17 protein-coding genes are annotated in these 18430 nt (G+C 72.7%); 9 read left to right on the top strand and 8 right to left on the bottom strand.

Going from position 1 to position 18430, the window contains the following annotated elements:
* The first annotated feature begins 64 nt into the window (after positions 1–64).
* Both QSJ60_RS00665 and QSJ60_RS00660 read left to right on the top strand, forming a co-directional pair.
* Positions 65–1195: a bifunctional 2-methylcitrate synthase/citrate synthase gene (locus QSJ60_RS00665; protein ID WP_230765447.1), complete on the top strand. Its 1131-nt coding sequence runs from the start codon at positions 65–67 to the stop codon at positions 1193–1195.
* Positions 1196–1314: 119 nt separating this feature from the next.
* On the top strand, positions 1315–1878 hold the full coding sequence (locus QSJ60_RS00660; protein ID WP_189085228.1) for an acyl-CoA thioesterase: 564 nt from the start codon (positions 1315–1317) through the stop codon (positions 1876–1878).
* Positions 1879–1902: 24 nt separating this feature from the next.
* Here the strand turns inward: QSJ60_RS00660 and QSJ60_RS00655 are convergent, their stop codons facing one another.
* A complete protein-coding gene (locus QSJ60_RS00655; protein ID WP_285462158.1) occupies positions 1903–2496 on the bottom strand; it encodes a TetR/AcrR family transcriptional regulator in 594 nt (197 codons plus the stop codon).
* A 96-nt stretch (positions 2497–2592) separates the two neighbouring features.
* Between QSJ60_RS00655 and QSJ60_RS00650 the strand changes: the two genes are divergently transcribed.
* A complete protein-coding gene (locus QSJ60_RS00650; protein ID WP_285462157.1) occupies positions 2593–4056 on the top strand; it encodes a DHA2 family efflux MFS transporter permease subunit in 1464 nt (487 codons plus the stop codon).
* Positions 4057–4099: 43 nt separating this feature from the next.
* On the opposite strand, the gene QSJ60_RS00645 is transcribed toward QSJ60_RS00650, so the two are convergent.
* Positions 4100–5200, bottom strand: a complete 1101-nt coding sequence (locus QSJ60_RS00645) for an AI-2E family transporter (RefSeq protein WP_230765453.1) — start codon at positions 5198–5200, stop codon at positions 4100–4102.
* A gap of 9 nt (positions 5201–5209) precedes the next feature.
* Positions 5210–5722 carry an SRPBCC domain-containing protein gene (locus QSJ60_RS00640; protein ID WP_285462156.1) on the bottom strand — a complete coding sequence of 171 codons (513 nt, stop codon included), beginning with the start codon at positions 5720–5722 and terminating at the stop codon, positions 5210–5212.
* Positions 5723–5789: 67 nt separating this feature from the next.
* Here QSJ60_RS00640 and QSJ60_RS00635 point away from each other — a divergent pair, with 67 nt between their 5' ends.
* The 3 genes from QSJ60_RS00635 to QSJ60_RS00625 are packed head-to-tail and all read left to right on the top strand — an operon-like array spanning position 5790 to position 7273.
* On the top strand, positions 5790–6158 hold the full coding sequence (locus tag QSJ60_RS00635; protein WP_230765457.1) for a hypothetical protein: 369 nt from the start codon (positions 5790–5792) through the stop codon (positions 6156–6158).
* 51 nt (positions 6159–6209) lie between these two features.
* Positions 6210–6605 (top strand): ArsR/SmtB family transcription factor, encoded by a 396-nt coding sequence (locus QSJ60_RS00630; RefSeq protein WP_230765458.1) that lies wholly within the window; start codon positions 6210–6212, stop codon positions 6603–6605.
* Positions 6606–6607: 2 nt separating this feature from the next.
* On the top strand, positions 6608–7273 hold the full coding sequence (locus QSJ60_RS00625) for an SRPBCC domain-containing protein (protein WP_285462155.1): 666 nt from the start codon (positions 6608–6610) through the stop codon (positions 7271–7273).
* Positions 7274–7287: 14 nt separating this feature from the next.
* On the opposite strand, the gene QSJ60_RS00620 is transcribed toward QSJ60_RS00625, so the two are convergent.
* The 3 genes from QSJ60_RS00620 to QSJ60_RS00610 all read right to left on the bottom strand — a co-directional run bounded on the left by QSJ60_RS00620 (position 7288) and on the right by QSJ60_RS00610 (position 10952).
* Positions 7288–8970 carry a phytoene desaturase family protein gene (locus QSJ60_RS00620; protein WP_285462154.1) on the bottom strand — a complete coding sequence of 561 codons (1683 nt, stop codon included), beginning with the start codon at positions 8968–8970 and terminating at the stop codon, positions 7288–7290.
* A 70-nt stretch (positions 8971–9040) separates the two neighbouring features.
* Complete coding sequence (locus tag QSJ60_RS00615) at positions 9041–9880, bottom strand: ABC transporter permease (RefSeq protein WP_230765464.1); 840 nt, start codon at positions 9878–9880, stop codon at positions 9041–9043.
* A 55-nt stretch (positions 9881–9935) separates the two neighbouring features.
* Positions 9936–10952 (bottom strand): ATP-binding cassette domain-containing protein, encoded by a 1017-nt coding sequence (locus tag QSJ60_RS00610; RefSeq protein ID WP_230765466.1) that lies wholly within the window; start codon positions 10950–10952, stop codon positions 9936–9938.
* Between the two features lie 60 nt (positions 10953–11012).
* Here QSJ60_RS00610 and QSJ60_RS00605 point away from each other — a divergent pair, with 60 nt between their 5' ends.
* Positions 11013–11993 (top strand): helix-turn-helix transcriptional regulator, encoded by a 981-nt coding sequence (locus QSJ60_RS00605; protein ID WP_285462153.1) that lies wholly within the window; start codon positions 11013–11015, stop codon positions 11991–11993.
* Positions 11994–12042: 49 nt separating this feature from the next.
* On the opposite strand, the gene QSJ60_RS00600 is transcribed toward QSJ60_RS00605, so the two are convergent.
* Entirely contained in the window at positions 12043–12693 is a 651-nt protein-coding gene (locus tag QSJ60_RS00600) for a TetR/AcrR family transcriptional regulator (protein WP_285462152.1), read from the bottom strand.
* 98 nt (positions 12694–12791) lie between these two features.
* Between QSJ60_RS00600 and QSJ60_RS00595 the strand changes: the two genes are divergently transcribed.
* Positions 12792–13574, top strand: a complete 783-nt coding sequence (locus QSJ60_RS00595) for an alpha/beta fold hydrolase (RefSeq protein ID WP_285462151.1) — start codon at positions 12792–12794, stop codon at positions 13572–13574.
* 17 nt (positions 13575–13591) lie between these two features.
* On the opposite strand, the gene QSJ60_RS00590 is transcribed toward QSJ60_RS00595, so the two are convergent.
* On the bottom strand, positions 13592–14506 hold the full coding sequence (locus QSJ60_RS00590; protein WP_285462150.1) for a LysR substrate-binding domain-containing protein: 915 nt from the start codon (positions 14504–14506) through the stop codon (positions 13592–13594).
* A 213-nt stretch (positions 14507–14719) separates the two neighbouring features.
* Between QSJ60_RS00590 and QSJ60_RS00585 the strand changes: the two genes are divergently transcribed.
* The gene (locus QSJ60_RS00585; protein ID WP_285462149.1) at positions 14720–18382 is read left to right on the top strand and encodes a proline dehydrogenase family protein; all 3663 of its coding nucleotides are present in this window, start codon (positions 14720–14722) and stop codon (positions 18380–18382) included.
* The last annotated feature ends 48 nt before the right edge of the window (positions 18383–18430 follow it).

Here is an 18430-nt window from a genome sequence, read left to right as displayed (position 1 = left end):
GCGACCCGCCCGGCCGTCGACCGCGCCGCACCACGGCGAACCATCCCAACGAAGGGCAGCACGAATGACCGAGCAGGAGATCTTCAAGGGACTGGCCGGGGTGCCGGTCGACTACACCGCCATCTCGAAGGTGAACCCCGAATCGAACTCGCTGCTGTACCGGGGGTACCCCGTGCAGGAGCTCGCCGCGCAGTGCACCTTCGAGGAGGTGGCGTACCTGCTCTGGCACGGCGAGCTGCCGAACGACGCCGAGCTCGCCGAGTTCGGGGAGTTCGAGCGCCGGCACCGCGGCCTCGACCACCAGACGAAGCGCATCGTCGACGAGTTGCCGCTCGAGGCGCACCCGATGGACGTCGTGCGCACGGCCGTCAGCGTGATCGGCGCGAGCGATCCCGAGACGCCGGTCGACACCCCCGAAGCCAACCTCGACAAGGCGATGCGGCTGTTCGCGAAGCTGCCCTCGATCGTCGCCTACGACCAGCGCCGCCGGCACGGGCTCGAGTTCGTCGAGCCGCGCGACGACCTCGGCTACTCGGCGAACTTCCTCTGGCAGACCTTCGGCGAGGCGCCCGAGCTCGCGGTCGTGAACGCCTTCGACGTGTCGATGATCCTGTACGCCGAGCACTCCTTCAACGCCTCGACGTTCACCGCCCGGGTGATCGCCTCGACCCTGAGCGACCTCTACTCGGCGGTCACCGGCGCCATCGGCGCGCTCAAGGGCCCGCTGCACGGCGGCGCGAACGAGGCGGTCATGCACGCCTTCGCCGAGATCGGCCCGGGCGAGGGCGGCGCCGAGCGCGCCGTCGCCTGGCTCGACGCCGCGCTCGCCGAGAAGCGCAAGATCATGGGCTTCGGGCACCGGGTCTACAAGAACGGCGACTCCCGCGTGCCCACCATGCGCGACGCGATGGAGCGGATGGTCGAGCACTACGAGCGCCCCGAGCTGCTCGAGGTCTACGTGGCGCTCGAGCAGGCGATGGGGGAGCGCAAGAACATCAAGCCGAACCTGGACTACCCGGCCGGTCCGACGTACCACCTGATGGGCTTCGACACCCCGACCTTCACCCCGCTGTTCGTCGCGAGTCGCGTCGTCGGCTGGACGGCGCACGTCATGGAGCAGCTCGCCTCGAACGCGCTGATCCGCCCGCTGTCGGTCTACAACGGGGTCGACGAGCGGCACGTGCCCGCGAAGTAGGCGGGTGCGGGGCCGCACTGGCGGATCCGCACAAGCACCGGCCGAGGCATCCGCCGCCCGGCTGTGGCGACCCTCAACGGACCGCGCCATCCGCCCGAAGCCGCCTACGCTCGGTGCTCATGCACATGCTCTTCCGGACGCTCCTCCACGTGCTGTTCCTGTCGCGGCGCCGCCCCGATCTCGGGCACTACGACGTGGCGCGCACGCGCTTCATCACGCTGCCGACCGATCTCGACATCAACCGGCACATGAACAACGGCGTCTACTTCTCGATCATGGACGTCGCGCGCTTCGACATGCTCGTGCGCAACGGCGTCTGGGGGATCATGCGCGAGCGGGGCTGGTACCCGGTGGTGGCGAGCGAGACCATCACCTTCCGCAAGTCGCTGCAGCTCTGGGAGCGGTTCACGATCGAGTCGCGCGTGCTCGGCTTCGACGACAAGGCGGTCTACGTCGAGCAGCGCTTCGTGAAGAAGGGCGCCGACGGCCGGCCGGAGATCTACGCGCAGGGGTTCATCCGCGGGCGCTTCCTGAAGAAGTCCGGCGGCACGGTGCCGATGGCCGAGGTCGTCGAGGCCTTCGGCGCCGGCCCGGGCGACGGGCTGCCCGAGTGGATCGAGCGCTGGGGCCAGGACGTCGCGCTGCCGGCGACCCGCGCCGAGGCGCCGTCGGTCTGGAGCTGAGCCGCACGGCTCACGCCGGGCGCCTCACGCCGAGCGGGAGAGCCCCTCGAGCACGATGCCGAGCTTGTCGCCGAAGGTGCAGGCGAAGAGCTCGTCGACCCGCTCGTCCTCGTCGATGCGGACGGTGAGGTTCGAGGCGATGAGCGTGTTGATGAGCATGCCCTGCGCCATGAAGCGCATCGCCTCGTCGGGGCTCATGACCTCGCGCATGCGGTCGTAGATGCGCAGGAAGCCGCGCCGGGCGACCGGCCCGATGTTCGGGTCGTGGCCGAGGATGAAGCCCTGCATGAGGGCGAGCAGCACCCCGCGCTCGGTCTCGACGAGGTGCACGTACGCCTCGCCGATGCGCGGGCCGACGGGCGTGTCGGATGCCTCGTCGGCGACCGCGCGGTCGAAGGCGGCGACGATGAGCTCGCAGGTGCGCTCGAGCACCTCGATGAAGAGCTGCTCCTTCGTGCCGAACATGCGCACGACGTAGGGCTGACTGATGCCGGCCGCCTTCGCGACCCGGTCGGTCGTCGCGCCGGCGTAGCCGAGTTCGCCGAAGACCCGAGTGGCCGCCTCGAGGATCTGTTCGCGGCGCTCGGTCGCCGGGATCCGGTCCGTCTTCGACACCATGCTTGACATGTTATCAGTCGATTACTACAGTCGCTCCAGTGAAGTAATCAGTCGATTACCACCATTGTTGTCCACTGCCTCCCGAGGAGCCCCGAAATGTCCACCACCGCACGCCGGACCCCCGTCTGGCTCGCGATCGTCGCGGCATCCCTGCCGATGTTCATGGCGACGCTCGACAACCTCGTCATCACGAACGCGCTCCCCGCGATGGCCGCCGACCTCGGCGCCTCGATCGAGGAGCTGCAGTGGTTCGTGAACGCCTTCACGCTCTCCTTCGCGGCGTTCATCCTCGGCGCCGCGGCGCTCGGCGACCGCATCGGCCGGCGCACCGTCTTCCTCATCGCGCTCGCCGTGTTCACCGCCGCGAGCGCCCTCGTCGCCCTCAGCACCGAGCCGTGGATGGTGATCGCGAGCCGCGCCGTGCAGGGCGTCGGCGCCGCCGGCATCATGCCGCTCTCGCTCACCCTGCTCGCCGGCAGCGTGCCCGAGCGCCGCCGCCCGATGGCGATCGGCATCTGGGGCGGCGTCGCCGGCCTCGGCGTCGCGCTCGGCCCGCTCGTCGGCGGCGCCGTCATCGAGGGCTGGAACTGGGAGGCCATCTTCTGGCTGAATGTGCCCGTCGGCGTCATCGCCATCCCGCTCGCGCTCGCCGCCCTGCCGAACGCGCTCGGCGCCCGGCTCCGCATCGACGTGCCCGGCATCCTGCTCGCCGGCCTCGGCGTGCTCGGCGTCGTGTTCGGCATCGTCCGCGGCAACGACGCGGGCTGGGGGAGCGCCGAGGTGCTCGGCTCGCTCGCCGCCGGAGCCGTGCTGCTCGCCGCCTTCATCGCCTGGGAGCTGCGCGCCCCCGCGCCGCTGCTGCCGCTGCGCCTCTTCCGCAACCGCGGCTTCACGGCCGCGAACCTCGTCGGCTTCTGGTTCAGCTTCGGCATGTTCGGCTCGGTGTTCGTGCTCATCCAGTTCCTGCAGGTCGTGCAGGGCGCGACGCCGCTCGAGGCGGGCGTGCAGACCATGCCGTGGACCCTCGCCCCGATGTTCATCGCCCCGATCGCCGGCGCCCTCGCGCCGCGCATCGGCACCCGCACCCTCATCGTGTCCGGACTCGCCCTGCAGGCCGCGGCGCTCGCCTGGCTCGCCCTCGAGCTCGACCCCGACGTCGCCTACGGCGCGCTGATCGGGCCGTTCCTGATGGCGGGAGTCGGCATGTCGCTCGTCTTCGCGCCGATGTCGACGGCCGTGCTCGCCGGCATGCCGGAAGACGATCACGCCAAGGCCTCCGGCACGAACTCGACGCTCCGCGAGGTCGGCGTCGCGCTCGGCGTGGCGGTGCTCACCGCGGTCTTCACCGGCGCGGGCGGGGAACTCACGCCGACCGGCTTCGTGGACGCCGCGGTGCCGGCCGTGCTCGTCGGCTCGGCCGGGCTCGTGCTCGCGCTCGTCGCGGCGTTCTTCCTGCCGCTCGGGCGCAGCGGCGGGCGGGATGCCTCGGCCGGGCCATCCGCCGTGGACGCGACGTCGGATGCCTCGGCGGACGCCGGCCTCGCGGCGGCGCCGCACTAGCCGCGGCCCGTCTCGGCGGCTCGCTGCGCGCCGGTCTCGGCGCTTAGCTGCGCGCCTGGCGCGGGATCACGATCTCCCGGATGATGAGCAGGATGCCGGCCGAGATCGGGATCGCGACGAGCGCGCCGAGCAGGCCGAGCAGCGTGCCGCCCGCGAGCGCCGAGATCAGCACGATGGTGCCGGGCACCTGCACCGCCTTGCCCATCACCTTCGGCGTCAGGATGTACGCCTCGATCTGCATGTAGACGAGCATCGCGACGAGCACGATGAGCGCCGCGGTGGGCGAGACGAAGAGCGAGACGATCGTCATGAGGATCGTGGTCAGCACCGTACCGATGAGCGGGATGAGCGTGACGAACAGGGCCACGACACCGATCACCAGGGCGTACTTCACGCCGACGAGGCTCAGCAGGATCGTGGAGAACACCGCGTTGCAGAACGCGAGCACGACCATGCCGCTCAAGTACTTGCCGACGGACTGCATGATGCGCTCGCCGTAGTCCTCGACCTGCTCGCGGTGGGAGGCCTTGACGAGGGAGTAGCAGGCGCGTTTCGTGGCGTCGAGCGTCGCGATGAAGTAGATCGAGAGCACGACGACGAAGAAGCCCGTCGAGACCGCGTCGAGCACGGCCGCGCCGAAGGCGAGCGCGCCGCCGCCGATCGAGGCCCAGACGTTCGGGTCGGAGAGGATGTCCTCGACGGACTGCACGATCGCGGCGAGCACGCCGTTCGTCGTCTCGTTCGCCTGCTCGTACCAGCCCGAGTCCTGCAGCTCCTGCACCTGCGCCGGCAGCGTCGTCACGAGCGAGGTGGCCTGCGAGACGAGCGGCGGGATGAGCACCCAGATGATGCCGACGACGACCAGCACGAACAGCATGATGACGACGACGATCGCCGGGCCGCGCTTCAACCCGTGCCGCTGGAACCAGCGGATCAACGGGTCGAGGCCGAGCGCGACGAACGAGGCGATGAACACCGAGAGCAGCACGCTCTGCAGGTTCACCACCACGATCGCGAGGAGCAGGGCGAGCAGTACGCCGAGCGTGACGATGAATCCCCAGCGCAGCGGGTGCTGCGCGAAGAAGGAGCCCCCCGGGCCGCCGGCGGCCGGCTCGCGCCGCCGCAATCGATCTGCCGCTCTCACGGCGTCAGTCTAGGGGCGGGCCGCGTCGGGGACGCGGAGGTCGCGGTAGTGCGCGGCGAACGCCGGGAAGTAGTCGCTCCACTCGGGCATCGCCAGCCCCTGCCTGGCGGCGATCATGCGGTTGAGGTAGTAGTCCCAGCCGGGGCCGATCTCGCCGACGTCGAGCTTGTCGTCGACGCGCTGCGCGAAGCTCAGCGTCGTCATCCCGCCGGCCTCGCGCAGGTGGCAGTGCAGTCGCCAGGCCGCTGGCTCGGTATCGACGTCGAGGTGGAAGCGGTGCGGCGCCTCGCAGAGCAGGATGCTCACGTTCTGCCACGGGGCGTCCTCGCTCTCCGCGGTCATTCGGAAGCGGACGCCGCCCGTGGACGGGCTGCCGGTGTACGTGCCGATCCAAGAGCGGAGGGCGGTCGGATTCGTGAGGCTGTACCAGACGTCCTCGATGGGGGCGCGGAACAAGCGGTCGAACTGCAGGTAGCGGCCGTCGGGCTTCAGCTCGTAGTGACCGGTGGGCTTAGCGTTCATCTCGACCCCCTCGTCGTCCGTTTCCCCAGGCTAACCCTCGGCGCTCGGAACCACTAGCATCGTGGCCATGAGTAGCAAGGGGTCGTCGGCCGCCAAGCGCGAAGCCGCCATGGACATCACCGAGGGCAAGTCCGGGCTGTGGGGCTGGCTCGCCGGCCTCGTCGTGCTCGCCCTCATCGCGGTGCCGCTGTCGGCCGCGTTCGCCTTCGCGACGCACCCGCACTCGCAGCAGCTCTTCGCGGGCCGCCTCGAAGAGGTCGGCACCGGCGCCTACCAGGCGTTCTGGTGGCTCGTGACGATCTTCCTCGTCGCGCTGCCGATCCTCGTCGGCTACGCGATCGCGAAGCTCTCGGCGCGTTCCCTCGCCATCGTCGGCGCGATCGTCGCGCTCTTCGTCATCGCGATCCTGGTGCTCGGTCAGCTCTTCGTCTTCTGATCCCAATACTTACGGCTTGACTTATATAAGTTGAGGCGTAACTATTGGACCATGCACGCGTTCGACGTCCTCGGCGATCCAGTCCGGCGACGGATCCTGGAGCTCCTCGCCGAGGGCGAGGCGCCCGCCGGCGCCGTCTGCGCGATCGTGTCGGCGGAGTTCGGCATCACGCAGCCCGCGGTGTCGCAGCACCTGCGGGTGCTGCGCGAGCAGGGCTTCGCCTCGGTGCGCGCCGACGGCCGTCGGCGGCTCTACGCGGTCGACGCCCGCGGGCTCCAGCAGGCGAGCGATTGGCTCAGTCCGTTCGAGCGCTTCTGGCGCGGACCGCTCGCCGCGCTCGGAACGGAGCTGAAGCGCGGCCAGCGGGACCGCAGGCTCGACGCCGACGCCGACGCCGTGCATGACCGGGCGGGCGGCCCGGCCGATCCGCCACGAGACGAGGAGTGACCATGATCGACGTGAACGAGCAGATCGACGCCGTGTCGCGCGAACTGCGCACCGAGGACCTCGACGGCGAGCCCTCGCGCATCCAGCTCATCGCGCAGGAGTACCCCGCGGACCTCGCCGACGTGTGGGCCGCGGCGACCGAGCCGGAGCGCATCGCCCGCTGGTTCCTGCCGGTGACCGGTTCGCTCGAGCTCGGCGGGCGGTACCAGCTCGAGGGCAACGCCGGCGGCGAGGTGCTCGCCTGCTCGCCGCCCGCGGACGGGCGCGCGAGCTACCGCATCACCTGGGAGTACGGCGGCGGGAGGTCGTGGGTGACCGTGCGGCTCGCGTCGATCGACGACGAGCGCACCCGCTTCGAGCTCGAGCACGTGGCGCGCGTCGGCGACATCCCCGAGGAGATGTGGCAGACGTTCGGGCCGGGCGCGACCGGCGTCGGCTGGGACCAGGCGCTGCTCGGCCTCGCCCTGCACCTCGGCACGCAGGACGCACGGATCGCGCCGGCGGACGCCATGGCCTGGATGCTCTCGGAGGAGGGTCGCGCGTTCTCCCGCGCCGCCGCCGACGGCTGGGCCGCCGCGCATCGTGCGTCCGGTGCGGACGCCGAGACCGCGGCGCGCGCCGCCGACGCCACCTTCGGCTTCTACACGGGCGAGATGCCCGGGGCCTGAGCCGCGGGCGCGGGTCAGCCGCGCGCCTCGAGCACGGCCATCGCCGCGTTCTGCCCGCCGATGCCGCTGACCGCGCCGCCGCGCACGGCGCCCGAGCCGCAGAGCAGGATGCGCTCGTGCGCCGTCGCGACGCCCCAGCGCTCCGCGGCCGTCGCGAGCGGCCGGCCGGGCTCCGCCCACGGCCACGACAGCGGCCCGTGGAAGATGTGCCCGCCGGGCATCGCGAGTGCCGCCTCCAGGTCGCGCGTCGTCTTCGTCTCGATGCACGGGCGGCCCGAGGCATCCCTCGCGATCACGTCGGCGATCGGCTCCGCGAGCATCGAGTCGAGCGAGTCGAGCACGGCCTGCTGGAGCCGCTCGCGCAGCTCGTCGGCGCCGAAGCGCTCGCCGAGCCGATCCGCGGCGTGCAGCCCGAAGACGGTGAGCGTGTGCGCGCCGCTCGCGACGAGCTCGGGCGAGAGGATCGTCGGGTCGCTCAGGGTGTGGCAGTAGATCTCGCAGGGGAGCGGATCCGGGATGGCCCCGCGGGCGGCCGAGCGGAACGCCCCCTCGAGCTGCGACTCGAGCTCGTTGATGTGGAACGTGCCCGCGAAGGCCTGCTCGGGCGCGACCTCGGGGTCGCGGAGCCGGGGCAGGCGGGTGAGCAGCAGGTTCACCTTCACCTGCGCGCCCTCCGGGGCGTCGAGATGGCGGAGCCGTTCGAGCACGACGGGCGGGACGCTCGGCACGCGGTCCTCGGCGAAGGGCGCCTGGGTGCGCGGGGCGGATGCCTCGGCGCCGGCGTCCGGTGCGGATGCCTCGGGGCCGGGCGCGCCCGCGGCCAGCAGTCGGTCGAGCACCGCCGGTGCGACGTTCGCGAGGATCGTGCCCGCCGCGACGAGGTGCTCGCCCGAGGCGTCCCGGTACCGCACCGAGCCCGCGGGGTTCGCGCCGAGCGCCTCGGCTCCGGTGAGCAGCGTCGCGCCCGCCGCGCGGGCGACCCGCTCGAGCTCGCCGGTGACGGCGCCCATGCCGCCGACGGGGACGTCCCAGTCGCCGGTGCCGCCGCCGATCACGTGGTAGAGGAAGCAGCGGTTCGCGTCGAGCGCGGGATCGTCGAGCGAGGTGAAGGTGCCGATGAGGCCGTCGGTCGCGACGACCCCGCGCACGAGGTCGCTCGCGAAGCGGGCGTCGACGGTCTCGCCGAGGGGGCGCTCGACGAAGCCCCGCCACACGCGGTCGTCGCCGACGAGGGCGCGGGCCTCCTCCCGGGTCGGCAGCGGTTCGGTCAGCGTGGGGAAGAGCGCCGTCGCGAGCCGGCCGGTATCGGCGCCGAGCTCGCGCCAGGCGGCCACGTCGGCCTCGGCGCCGACCCGGGCGAAGGCGGCGGCGAGGGCCGCGTCGTCCGCGTCGCGGTCGACGAGCAGTCCGCGCGCGGGGTCGGCCGGGTCGGGCGTGTACGAGGAGAAGCGGCGCCGCACGAGCTCGAGCTCCAGGCCCAGCTCGTCGACGATGCGGGCGGGCAGCAGGCTCACGAGGTACGAGTACCGGGAGAGGCGGGCGTCGACCCCCTCGAACGCCTCGGCCGAGACGGCGGCGCCGCCGAGATGGTCGTCGCGCTCGAGCAGCAGCACGTCGAGCCCGGCGCGGGCGAGATAGGCGGCGGCGGTCAGACCGTTGTGGCCCCCGCCGAGGATGACGACGTCGTGCGCGCGCATGGCTCGAGCGTAGCCGGGTGCGGTGCGGCGGCGGCCCGAGTCGGGCCGCCGCCGCAGTACCGCGCCGACGTCAGCGGGCCCGGCGCATCGCGCGCACGCCGACGACGAGGCCGATCGCGCAGGTGACGACCGCCGCGATCGCGCCGCCGAGCACGGCCGGTGCGCCGAAGTCGCCCGCGAGCAGCGCGCGCTCCGCGCCGACGAGGTAGCTGAGCGGGTTCACCGCGGCCGCGACCCGCATCCACTCGGGGCCGTCTTCGAGCGGCAGCAGCATGCCCGAGAGGATCATCAGGGGGAACAGCAGGGTCTGGTGCACCATCCAGAACATCCAGTCCCGATTGCGGCAGCCGAGCGCGAGCGTGTAGCTCAGTGCGCCGAAGCCGATGCCGAAGACGGCGAGCACCACGAGGCCGAGGAGCAGCCCGGGCACGTTCACGCTGAAGCCGAACGGCACGGCCACGAGCACCACGATCGTGCCCTGCACCATGAGCGGCACGACTTCCTTCAGGGCGCGGCCGACGAGCAGCGCGTTCCGCGAGAGCGGGGCGACGAGGGTGCGCTCGTGCGAGCCGGTCTGCATCTCGAAGAGCAGGTTGGCCCCGGTCGAGGCGGTGCCGAACAGCGCGACCATCACGAGGATGCCGGGCACGAACCACTGCAGCGTGCCCGCGACGTCGCCGCCCGCCGCGCCGACGAGCAATGGGCCGAACAGGCCGAGGAAGACGAGCGGCTGGACGAGTGAGAACAGCACGCTGAACGGGTCGCGCACGAGCGGGCGGGATTCGCGCACGAACACCGCCGCGGTGTCACGGGCGAAGCCGGTGCGGCGCGGGACCGGGCGGGCGGCGAACGGGGCGGGCGCCTGCGCGCCCGTCGCGGTGGACGGTGTGGGGTCGGCGATGGTGTTCATGGTCGTGCTCCTTCGGTGGCGGTGGCGGTGGCGGTGGCGGTGGGACGGATGCCGCTCACGCGGCGGCGGGTTCGGGCGTCTCGGCCGCTCCGGCCCGGGCGGACTCCTCGCGGAGGCTGCGCCCGGTGAGCGCGAGGAAGACGTCGTCGAGCGTCGGCGGCCGGTGCGTCGCCGTGACGACGTCCAGCCCCGCCGCGGCGAGCTCGCGGAGGTGCCGCGGCAGGGCCCGCTCGCCGTCGGCGGCCGTGAGCACGAGGCGGGTCGGGTCGGCGGGGTCGAGCTCTCCGCCGAGGCGGGCGGCGGCGGCCGAGGCATCCGCCCGTCCCGCGAAGCCGAGCGTGATGCGGTCGCCCGCGAGCGATTCCTTGAGCGCCCCGGCCGTGTCGTCGGCGATGACGCGGCCGTGGTCCATGACCATCACGCGCTCGGCGAGCTGGTCCGCCTCGTCGAGGTAGTGGGTGGTCAGGAAGATCGTCGTGCCGGTCATGCGGCGGAGCTCGACGATGTGCTCCCAGAGGTTCGCCCGGCTGTGCGGATCGAGCCCGGTCGACGGCTCGTCGAGGAAGAGCAGCTCCGGACGGTGGATGAGGCCGAGCGCGATGTCGAGCCGGCGCTTCTGCCCGCCGGAGAGCGACTGCACGCTGCGGTTCGCGAACGGCCCGAGCTCGAGCGAGTCGAGCAGTTCGGCCGCCCGCGCCCGCGTCTCGCGCCGGCCGAGGCCGTAGAACGCGCCCTGGGCGTGCAGCTCGTCGCGGACCCGCTGCGTGTGGCCGCCCGAGCTGCCCTGCCCGACGTAGCCGATGCGGCGGCGGACCCCGGCCGGGTCGCGGCGGATGTCGCAGCCGGCGACGGTCGCCTCGCCGCTCGTCGCGGGCAGCAGCGTGGTGAGCATCCGGAGCGTCGTGGACTTGCCCGCGCCGTTCGGCCCGAGGAACGCGACGAGCTCCCCGGCGGCGACGGAGAGGTCGACGGCGCGCACCGCCTCGACCGTCTGCCCCTTCGAGCGGAACGTCTTCGTCAAGCCGCGGGCGGTGATCATCTGGCCGGTTCCGGCCTGCGTGTGCTTCGTCATGGACACAGCTTCTCGAGGCATCCGGTCAGTTTCTGTCCGGTATCGGAGGAGAATCGTGGCATGGCCGCCACGACCTCGCGAACGCTCGAACTGCTCTCGCTGCTGCAGAGCCATCGGCACTGGACCGCGCACGAGCTCGTCGACCGCCTCGGCGTCAGCGAGCGCACGCTGCGCCGGGACGTGGAACGGCTGCGCGAGCTGGGGTACGGCATCGAGTCGCTCCGCGGCGTCGCCGGCGGCTACCGGCTGGAGGCCGGCACCGGGCTGCCGCCGCTGCTCCTCAGCGACGACGAGGGCGTGGCGATCGCGGTCGGCCTGCGGTCCCAGGCGACCGCCGGCCTGCGCGGTGCGGAGCACACCACGCTCAGCGCCCTCGCGAAGATCGAGCAGGTGCTGCCGCCGGCGCTGCGCCGCCGGATCGAGGCGCTGCAGTCGCACGCCGCCGCCGGCGCGCCGCCCCTGGGCGGGCGCGAGGGGCGACCGGTGCCCGCCGTCGATCCGGAACTCCTGGGCCTGCTCGCGCTCGCCTGCCGCGACGCCGAACGGCTGCGCTTCCGATACACCGACGCGAACGGCGGCGAGACCGCGCGGAGCGTCGAGCCGCACCGCCTCGTGCCGGTCGCCCGGCGCTGGTACCTGCTGGCCTGGGACCGGGACCGGGACGACTGGCGCACCTTCCGCGTTGACCGGGTCGACGACGTCTTCCAGACCCGCGTGCGCTTCGAGCCCCGGCCGATCAACGACGAGGAGGCGCGGGAGCGGGTCGAGCGGGCCACGAGGTACCGGCGCAGCTCGGTCACGGCGCGGGTCGTCGTCGCGTTGCCGCTCGCCGAGCTCGCCGCGCACCTGGGCTGGTGGGGGCGCGAGCTCGAAGCGGTGGATGCCGGGCACTGCGCCTGGCCGATCGAGGCGGACTCCGTCGAGGGCCTCGCGATGGGGCTGATGTGGCTGCCGGCCGACGCCGAGTACCGCATCGAGGGCGAGGAGCTGCGGGCGTTCCTCGCGGTGCAGGCTGCGCGGTTCGCCGCCGCCGCGGGCTGAGGGGGCCCGGGGCGGCGGTCTGGGTGCAGATTCCGTCGCCCGCCGGGCGCTAGGCGGGCGGGACTCCGGCGGACCCGTCGGCGGGGTGCGGCGCGAGCCCCTCGAAGAACAGCTCGAGGGCCAGGTCGACCTGCGCCTCGATCTCGGCACGGTCGGGCAGGGCGGCGTCGCCGAGCATCATGGCGCGGTTCAGCGGCTCGCCCATGACCATCCAGTTCAGCTGCGCTGCGGCGCGCTCGGGGTCGGCGGCGCGCAGCACCCCGGCGGACTGCAGCTCGGCGACGATGCCGGCGAGGTTCGCGATCGCTCGCTTCGGCCCGTGCTCGTAGAGGGCCGCGGCGAGCTCGGGGGAGCGGGGCAGCTCGCCGATGACGAGGCGCCGCAGTCCGACGATGTTCGGCGTCAGCACCGCCTCGAGCTGGCCGACGAGCAGCTCGCGGAGGGCGGTGCGCGGCTCGTCGTGCGGGTCGATGCGCGGCGCCGGCGACAGCACGGTGCGGCTGGTGTCCACGGTCTCGGCGGTGACGAGCTCGAGGAACAGGGCGCGCTTGCTGCCGAAGTGGCTGTAGAGGGTCTGCTTCGCGATGCCGCACTCGGCGGCGATCGAGTCCATGGTCACGGATTCGTAGCCGGTGGCCAGGAACTGCCGTTCGGCGGCGCGCAGCGCGGCTTCGCGCTTCTGCAGCGAGCTGGGGCGCATCCGCGTCTCCGATCGGTCAGGCTCTTGCAGACATCATACTCGTGCGTCTATATTCTCAGTGAATCAAGACTCGTCAGTCCAGAAATGGGGATGCCCCGATGGAAACCATCACCACCGCGAACGGCGACCGCGTCGCCTTCGACCGCTACGGCGAGCCGGGAACCCCCGCCGTCGTCTTCATCCAGGGCGCCGGGCCCACCCGCGCCGACGACCCGGTGACCGCCGAGACCGGGCGCCTGCTCGCCGAGCGCGGGCACCAGGCGATCGTGCACGACCGGGTCGGACGCGGCGACTCCGCGGCATCCGGCCCGATCGCGCTGGAGCGCGAGCTCGACGCGATCGCCGCGCTCGCCGAGGCGGCGGGCGCGCCCGTGGTGCTCGTCGGGCACTCCTCGGGCTGCGCCATCGCGCTGCGGGCCGCACCCCGCGTGGCCGGCCTCGCGGGCCTCGCGCTCTGGGAAGCGCCGCTCGGACAGTTCGAGGGCGGCGCGCCCGCCTGGTGGGCGGTGGTCGAGCAGGCCATCGCCGACGGGCGGCTCGAGGACGCCGTCGCCGCGTACATGGTCGGCATGCCGCCGGAGTGGCTCGAGGAGCTGCGCCGCTCGCCCGACTACCCGGGGCTCGTGCTGAGCTGGATCCCCGACGGCGAGGCGCTCGCCTCCGTCGAGTCCGACGGGCTCGCGGCCCACCTCGGCGGGCTCGCCGTGCCGGTGCTCGCCGTGGTCGGCACGGAGACGTTCCCCGGCATGGCGGAGGCCGCCGACGAGATCGCGGCCGCGGCGCAGTTCGGGTCCTCCGAACGCGTCGCCGGCGCGTGGCACAGCTGGGAGCCGGAGGCGATGGCCGAGCGACTGGCCCGCCTCCTCGACGCGCAGCGCTGAACCCGGCGCCTCCCGGCTCAGCCGGCGGGGCGCTGCGCCGGAGCGGCGGCGCGGGCCGCCCGGGCGAGCGCCTCGCGGCACGCGACGACCGCCGGACGGGTGGCCGCCGCGTGCCTGGTCGCCGTGAACACCTCGCGTTGCGGGCGGCCGGGCAGCTCCGCGAGGCGGACGCTCGGCGGCTCGCCCGCCCAGACGAGATCGGGCAGCAGCCCGGCGGCGTGGCCGGCCCGGATGAGCCGGATGTGCGCGATGAGGTCCGCCGTCTCGAAGCGCACATCGGGTTCGAAGCCCGCCTCGCGGCAGAGCTGCACGGCCCACTCGCGCGAGGCGGTGCCGGCCGGCTCCAAAACCCAGGGCAGGGATGCCGCGCCCGCCAGCGTCGCGGCCTCGGGAGCGACGCCGCCGGGCAGGGCGAGCCGGATGGGGTCGGCGACGAGCGGGACCCGGTCGAGCTCCGGGCGGTGCGCCCTCGTGTGCCCCGGGTACTGCTCGGCGACGACGAGGTCGAAGTCGCGGGCCGCGACCTCGAACAGCCCCGCCTCAGGCTCGCGCTCGGTGACCTCGACGCGGAGCCCCGGGTGCTCCGCCGCGAGGATCGTCAGCGCCTGCGGCACGACGGCGTGCGCGGCCGATTGGAACACTGCGACGCGCACCGTGCCGCCGACCGAGGTGAGGGAGCGGGCGACCTCGGCCTCCGCCTCTTCCAGTCGGTCGAGCACCGCGATGCCGTGCTCGACGAGCACGAGGGCCTGCGGGGTGAGCTGCACCCGGCGGCCCGCCTGCACGAGCAGGGGCACGCCGGCCTCGCGCTCGAGCAGCGCGAGCTGCTGCGACACCGAGGACGGGCTGTACGAGAGCGCCTCGGCGACCGCGGCGAGCGTGCCGCGGCGGCTCAGCTCCACGAGCAGGCGCAGGCGGCGGACGTCGAGCATGGCGGCATCCCTCCTCTCTGTTCCACTGCCTCGACTTGCCCGACTTTCATGAAAGTCGGGCAAGTCGAGAAGGCGCTCACGATCATTCGGAAATCATGAACAGTATCCATCGGAATCATTCGCTGTACCGAATGAACGGCCGGCCGCACACTTGAGTCGATGCCCGGCGTTCCCCCGGCCCCGCTTCCAGTGAAGGACAGTACTGTCGTGACCATGACGAACCTCAGCGCAGCCACCGGCAGCCCGCGCACCGACGACGTCGTCTCCCTCGTTCGCCGCTGGCTCGCCGAGAGCGCAGCGCACCCCGTCGACCCCGCCGCCGAGCGGCTCGCGGGCGTGCTGAAGGACCCGAACGGCCTCGCCTTCACCGTCGGCTTCGTCGACGGCGTCATGCGCCCGGAGGACCTCGGCGTCGCCGGCCGCAACCTCGAGCAGGTCGCGAAGCTCACGCCGAAGTTCCTGCCCTGGTACCTGAAGGCGGCCATCCGCGTGGGCGGCGTCTTCGCCCCGATGCTGCCCTGGGTCGTCATCCCGATCGCCCGTCGCGTGCTCCGCGCCATGGTCGGCCACCTCGTGCTCGACGCCACCCCGGCGAAGCTCGGCCCCGCCATCGCGAAGCTCCGCGAGGGCGGCAACCGGCTCAACCTCAACCTCCTCGGCGAGGCCGTGCTCGGCGAGCAGGAGGCCGACCGCCGGCTCTCCGGCACCTACGAGTTCCTCGCCCGCGACGACGTCGACTACGTCTCGATCAAGGTCTCGTCCGTCGTCAGCCAGCTCTCCATGTGGTCCTTCGACGAGGCCGTCGCCAAGGTCGTCGACAAGCTCACCCCGCTCTACGAGCTCGCGGCGCAGCGCACCGCCGAGGGCAAGTCGAAGTTCATCAACCTCGACATGGAGGAGTACCGGGACCTCGACCTCACCATCGCGGTCTTCACCGCGCTGCTCGACCAGCCGCAGCTGCAGCAGCTCGAGGCCGGCATCGTGCTGCAGACCTACCTGCCCGACGCGCTCCGCGCCATGCAGGAGCTGCAGGCCTGGGCGAAGACCCGGCGCGCAGATGGCGGCGCCCCGATCAAGGTGCGCGTCGTCAAGGGCGCGAACCTCGCCATGGAGCAGGTGGATGCCGCGATCCACGACTGGCCCGTCGCGACCTACTCGAGCAAGCAGGACTCCGACACCAACTACAAGCGGGTGCTCGACTGGTCGATGACCCCCGAGCGGATCGACGCCGTCCGGCTCGGCGTCGCCGGGCACAACCTCTTCGACGTCGCCCACGCCTGGCTCACCGCCAAGGCGCGAGGCGTCGAGGCCGGCGTCGAGTTCGAGATGCTGCTCGGCATGGCGACCGGGCAGGCCGACGCCGTCCGTGGCGACGTCGGCCAGTTGCTGCTCTACACGCCCGTCGTGAACCCGGCCGAGTTCGACGTCGCGATCGCGTACCTGATCCGCCGGCTCGAGGAGAACGCGAGCCAGGAGAACTTCATGTCGGCCGTGTTCGAGCTCGCCGACGATCGCGGGCTCTTCGACCGCGAGCGCGCCCGCTACGAGCGCTCCCTCGCCGCCCTCGAGCCCGTCGTGGCGGAGGCCCCGCAGCCGAACCGCACGCAGAACCGCCGCACCGAGTGGGCGGGCGATGCGCTCGAAGCCGCCTTCGCCCGGCTCGACGCCCCCGCGCCCGGCAGCGAGCACGCCGAGGAGGGGCTCACCAACGTCGTGCTGGGGATCAGCCGAGGGTCGAGCGGCGGCGCTTCGACGGGCGCTTCGACGGGCTCAGCGGACCATTCGACGGGCTCCGCTTCGACGAGCTCAGCGGACCATGGCCCGGGCCTGACCCCTGGCTTCCGCAACGAGCCCGACACCGACCCCGCGCTCGCCGCCAACCGGGAGTGGGGCCGGCGCATCCTCGAGCGCGTCCCCGGCTCCGAACTCGGCCGCGACACGATCCGCGCCGCTCGCATCGACGACGCCGACGCGCTCGCCGAGCTCATGGCCGGCGTCGCCGCCGCGGGCGAGGCCTGGGGCCGCAAGTCCGGCGCCGAGCGCGCCGCCGTGCTGCACCGGGCGGGCCTGGCGCTCGCCGCGAACCGCGACCGTCTCATCGAGGTCATGGCCGCCGAGGCGGGCAAGACCATCGCCGAGGCCGACCCCGAGATCAGCGAGGCGATCGACTTCGCCCACTACTACGCCGAGCGCGCCCGCGAGCTCGACCACGTACAGGGCGCCGTCTTCGTGCCCTCGAAGCTCACGGTCGTCACCCCGCCGTGGAACTTCCCCGTCGCCATCCCCGCCGGCGGCGTGCTCGCCGCGCTCGCCGCGGGCTCCGGCGTCGTGATCAAGCCGGCGAAGCTCGCGCAGCGCTCCGGCGCCGTCATGGTCGAGGCGCTGTGGGAGGCCGGCATCCCGAAGGAGCTCCTCGCCCTCGTCGACGTCGGCGAGCGGGAACTCGGCACCCAGCTCGTCTCCAGCCCGAACGTCGACCGCGTCATCCTGACCGGCGCGTACGAGACGGCCGAGCTGTTCCGCTCCTTCCGCCCCGACCTGCCGCTGCTCGCCGAGACGAGCGGCAAGAACGCGATCATCGTCACGCCCTCGGCCGACCTCGACCTCGCTGCGTCCGACGTCGTGAAGAGCGCCTTCGGGCACGCCGGCCAGAAGTGCTCGGCGGCCTCGCTCGTCATCCTGGTCGGCTCGGTCGCGAAGTCGGAGCGCTTCCGCCGTCAGCTCGTCGACGCCGCCCGCTCGATGCGGGTCGGTTACCCCGCCGACGCCCGCACCCAGATCGGGCCGATCATCGAGCCGGCGCAGGGCAAGCTGCTGCACGCCCTCACCCAGCTCGGCATCGGCGAGGAGTGGCTCGTCGAGCCGAAGCAGCTCGACGACAGCGGGCGGCTCTGGTCCCCGGGCATCAAGACCGGGGTGCAGCCGGGCTCCTACTTCCACCTCACCGAGTTCTTCGGCCCGGTGCTCGGCATCATGCACGCGAAGGACCTCGACGAGGCCATCCGCTTCCAGAACGCCGTCGACTACGGCCTCACTGCGGGTCTCCACTCGCTCGACTCGGAGGAGCTCGCGAGCTGGTTCGACCAGGTCGAGGCGGGCAACCTCTACGTGAACCGCGGCATCACCGGTGCGATCGTGCAGCGCCAGCCGTTCGGCGGCTGGAAGCGCTCCGCCGTCGGCGCCGGCGCCAAGGCCGGCGGGCCGAACTACCTGTTCGGGCTCGGCAGCTGGGAGGCCGAGCACGGCCGCCAGTCCTCGACGCTGCACCTGCGCGGCCTCGACAAGCGTGTCACGGAGGTCATCGAGGCGTCCCAGTCGGCGCTCGACTACGAGTCCTTCGACGTGCTGCGCCGCTCCGCGCTGAGCGACGCCGTCGCCTGGGCCGAGGAGTACGGGGTCGCCCGCGACGCCTCGCAGCTCGGCGTCGAGCGGAACGTCTTCCGCTACCGCCCGCTGCCCGTCACCGTGCGCATCTCGGACGACGCGGATCTCGCCGAGGGCCTCCGGGTCGTCGTCGCCGGCCTGCTCACGAAGTCGCGCTTCGAGGTCTCGACCGCGCTCGAGCTGCCGAAGGGCGTGCGCACCGTGCTCGCCGCCCGCGAGGTGCGGATCACCCGCGAGGGCGACGCCGCCTGGCTCGCCCGAGTGGCGAAGCGCGGCGCGAAGGCGCTCGGTGCGAGCCGGGTGCGGCTCGTCGGCGGGGACGCCTCGGCGCTCGCGCACGCGCTCGGCGGCGCGCCGGATGTCGCGGTGTGGGCGCACCCCGTGACGCCCTCGGGCCGGGTGGAGCTGCTGCCGTTCCTGCACGAGCAGGCGATCTCGATCACGAACCACCGCTTCGGCAACCCGACGACCCTGTCGCAGGGCGTGATCTAGGCGACGGGCGGGTCAGGGTTGCCCGACTTTCATGAAAGTCGGGCAACC

The organism is Agromyces sp. NBRC 114283, from assembly GCF_030268405.1.
GTDB lineage: Bacteria > Actinomycetota > Actinomycetes > Actinomycetales > Microbacteriaceae > Agromyces > Agromyces mediolanus.
Note: the sequence above shows the minus strand (reverse complement) of the source record. Positions and strands in the feature narration are given on the sequence as shown.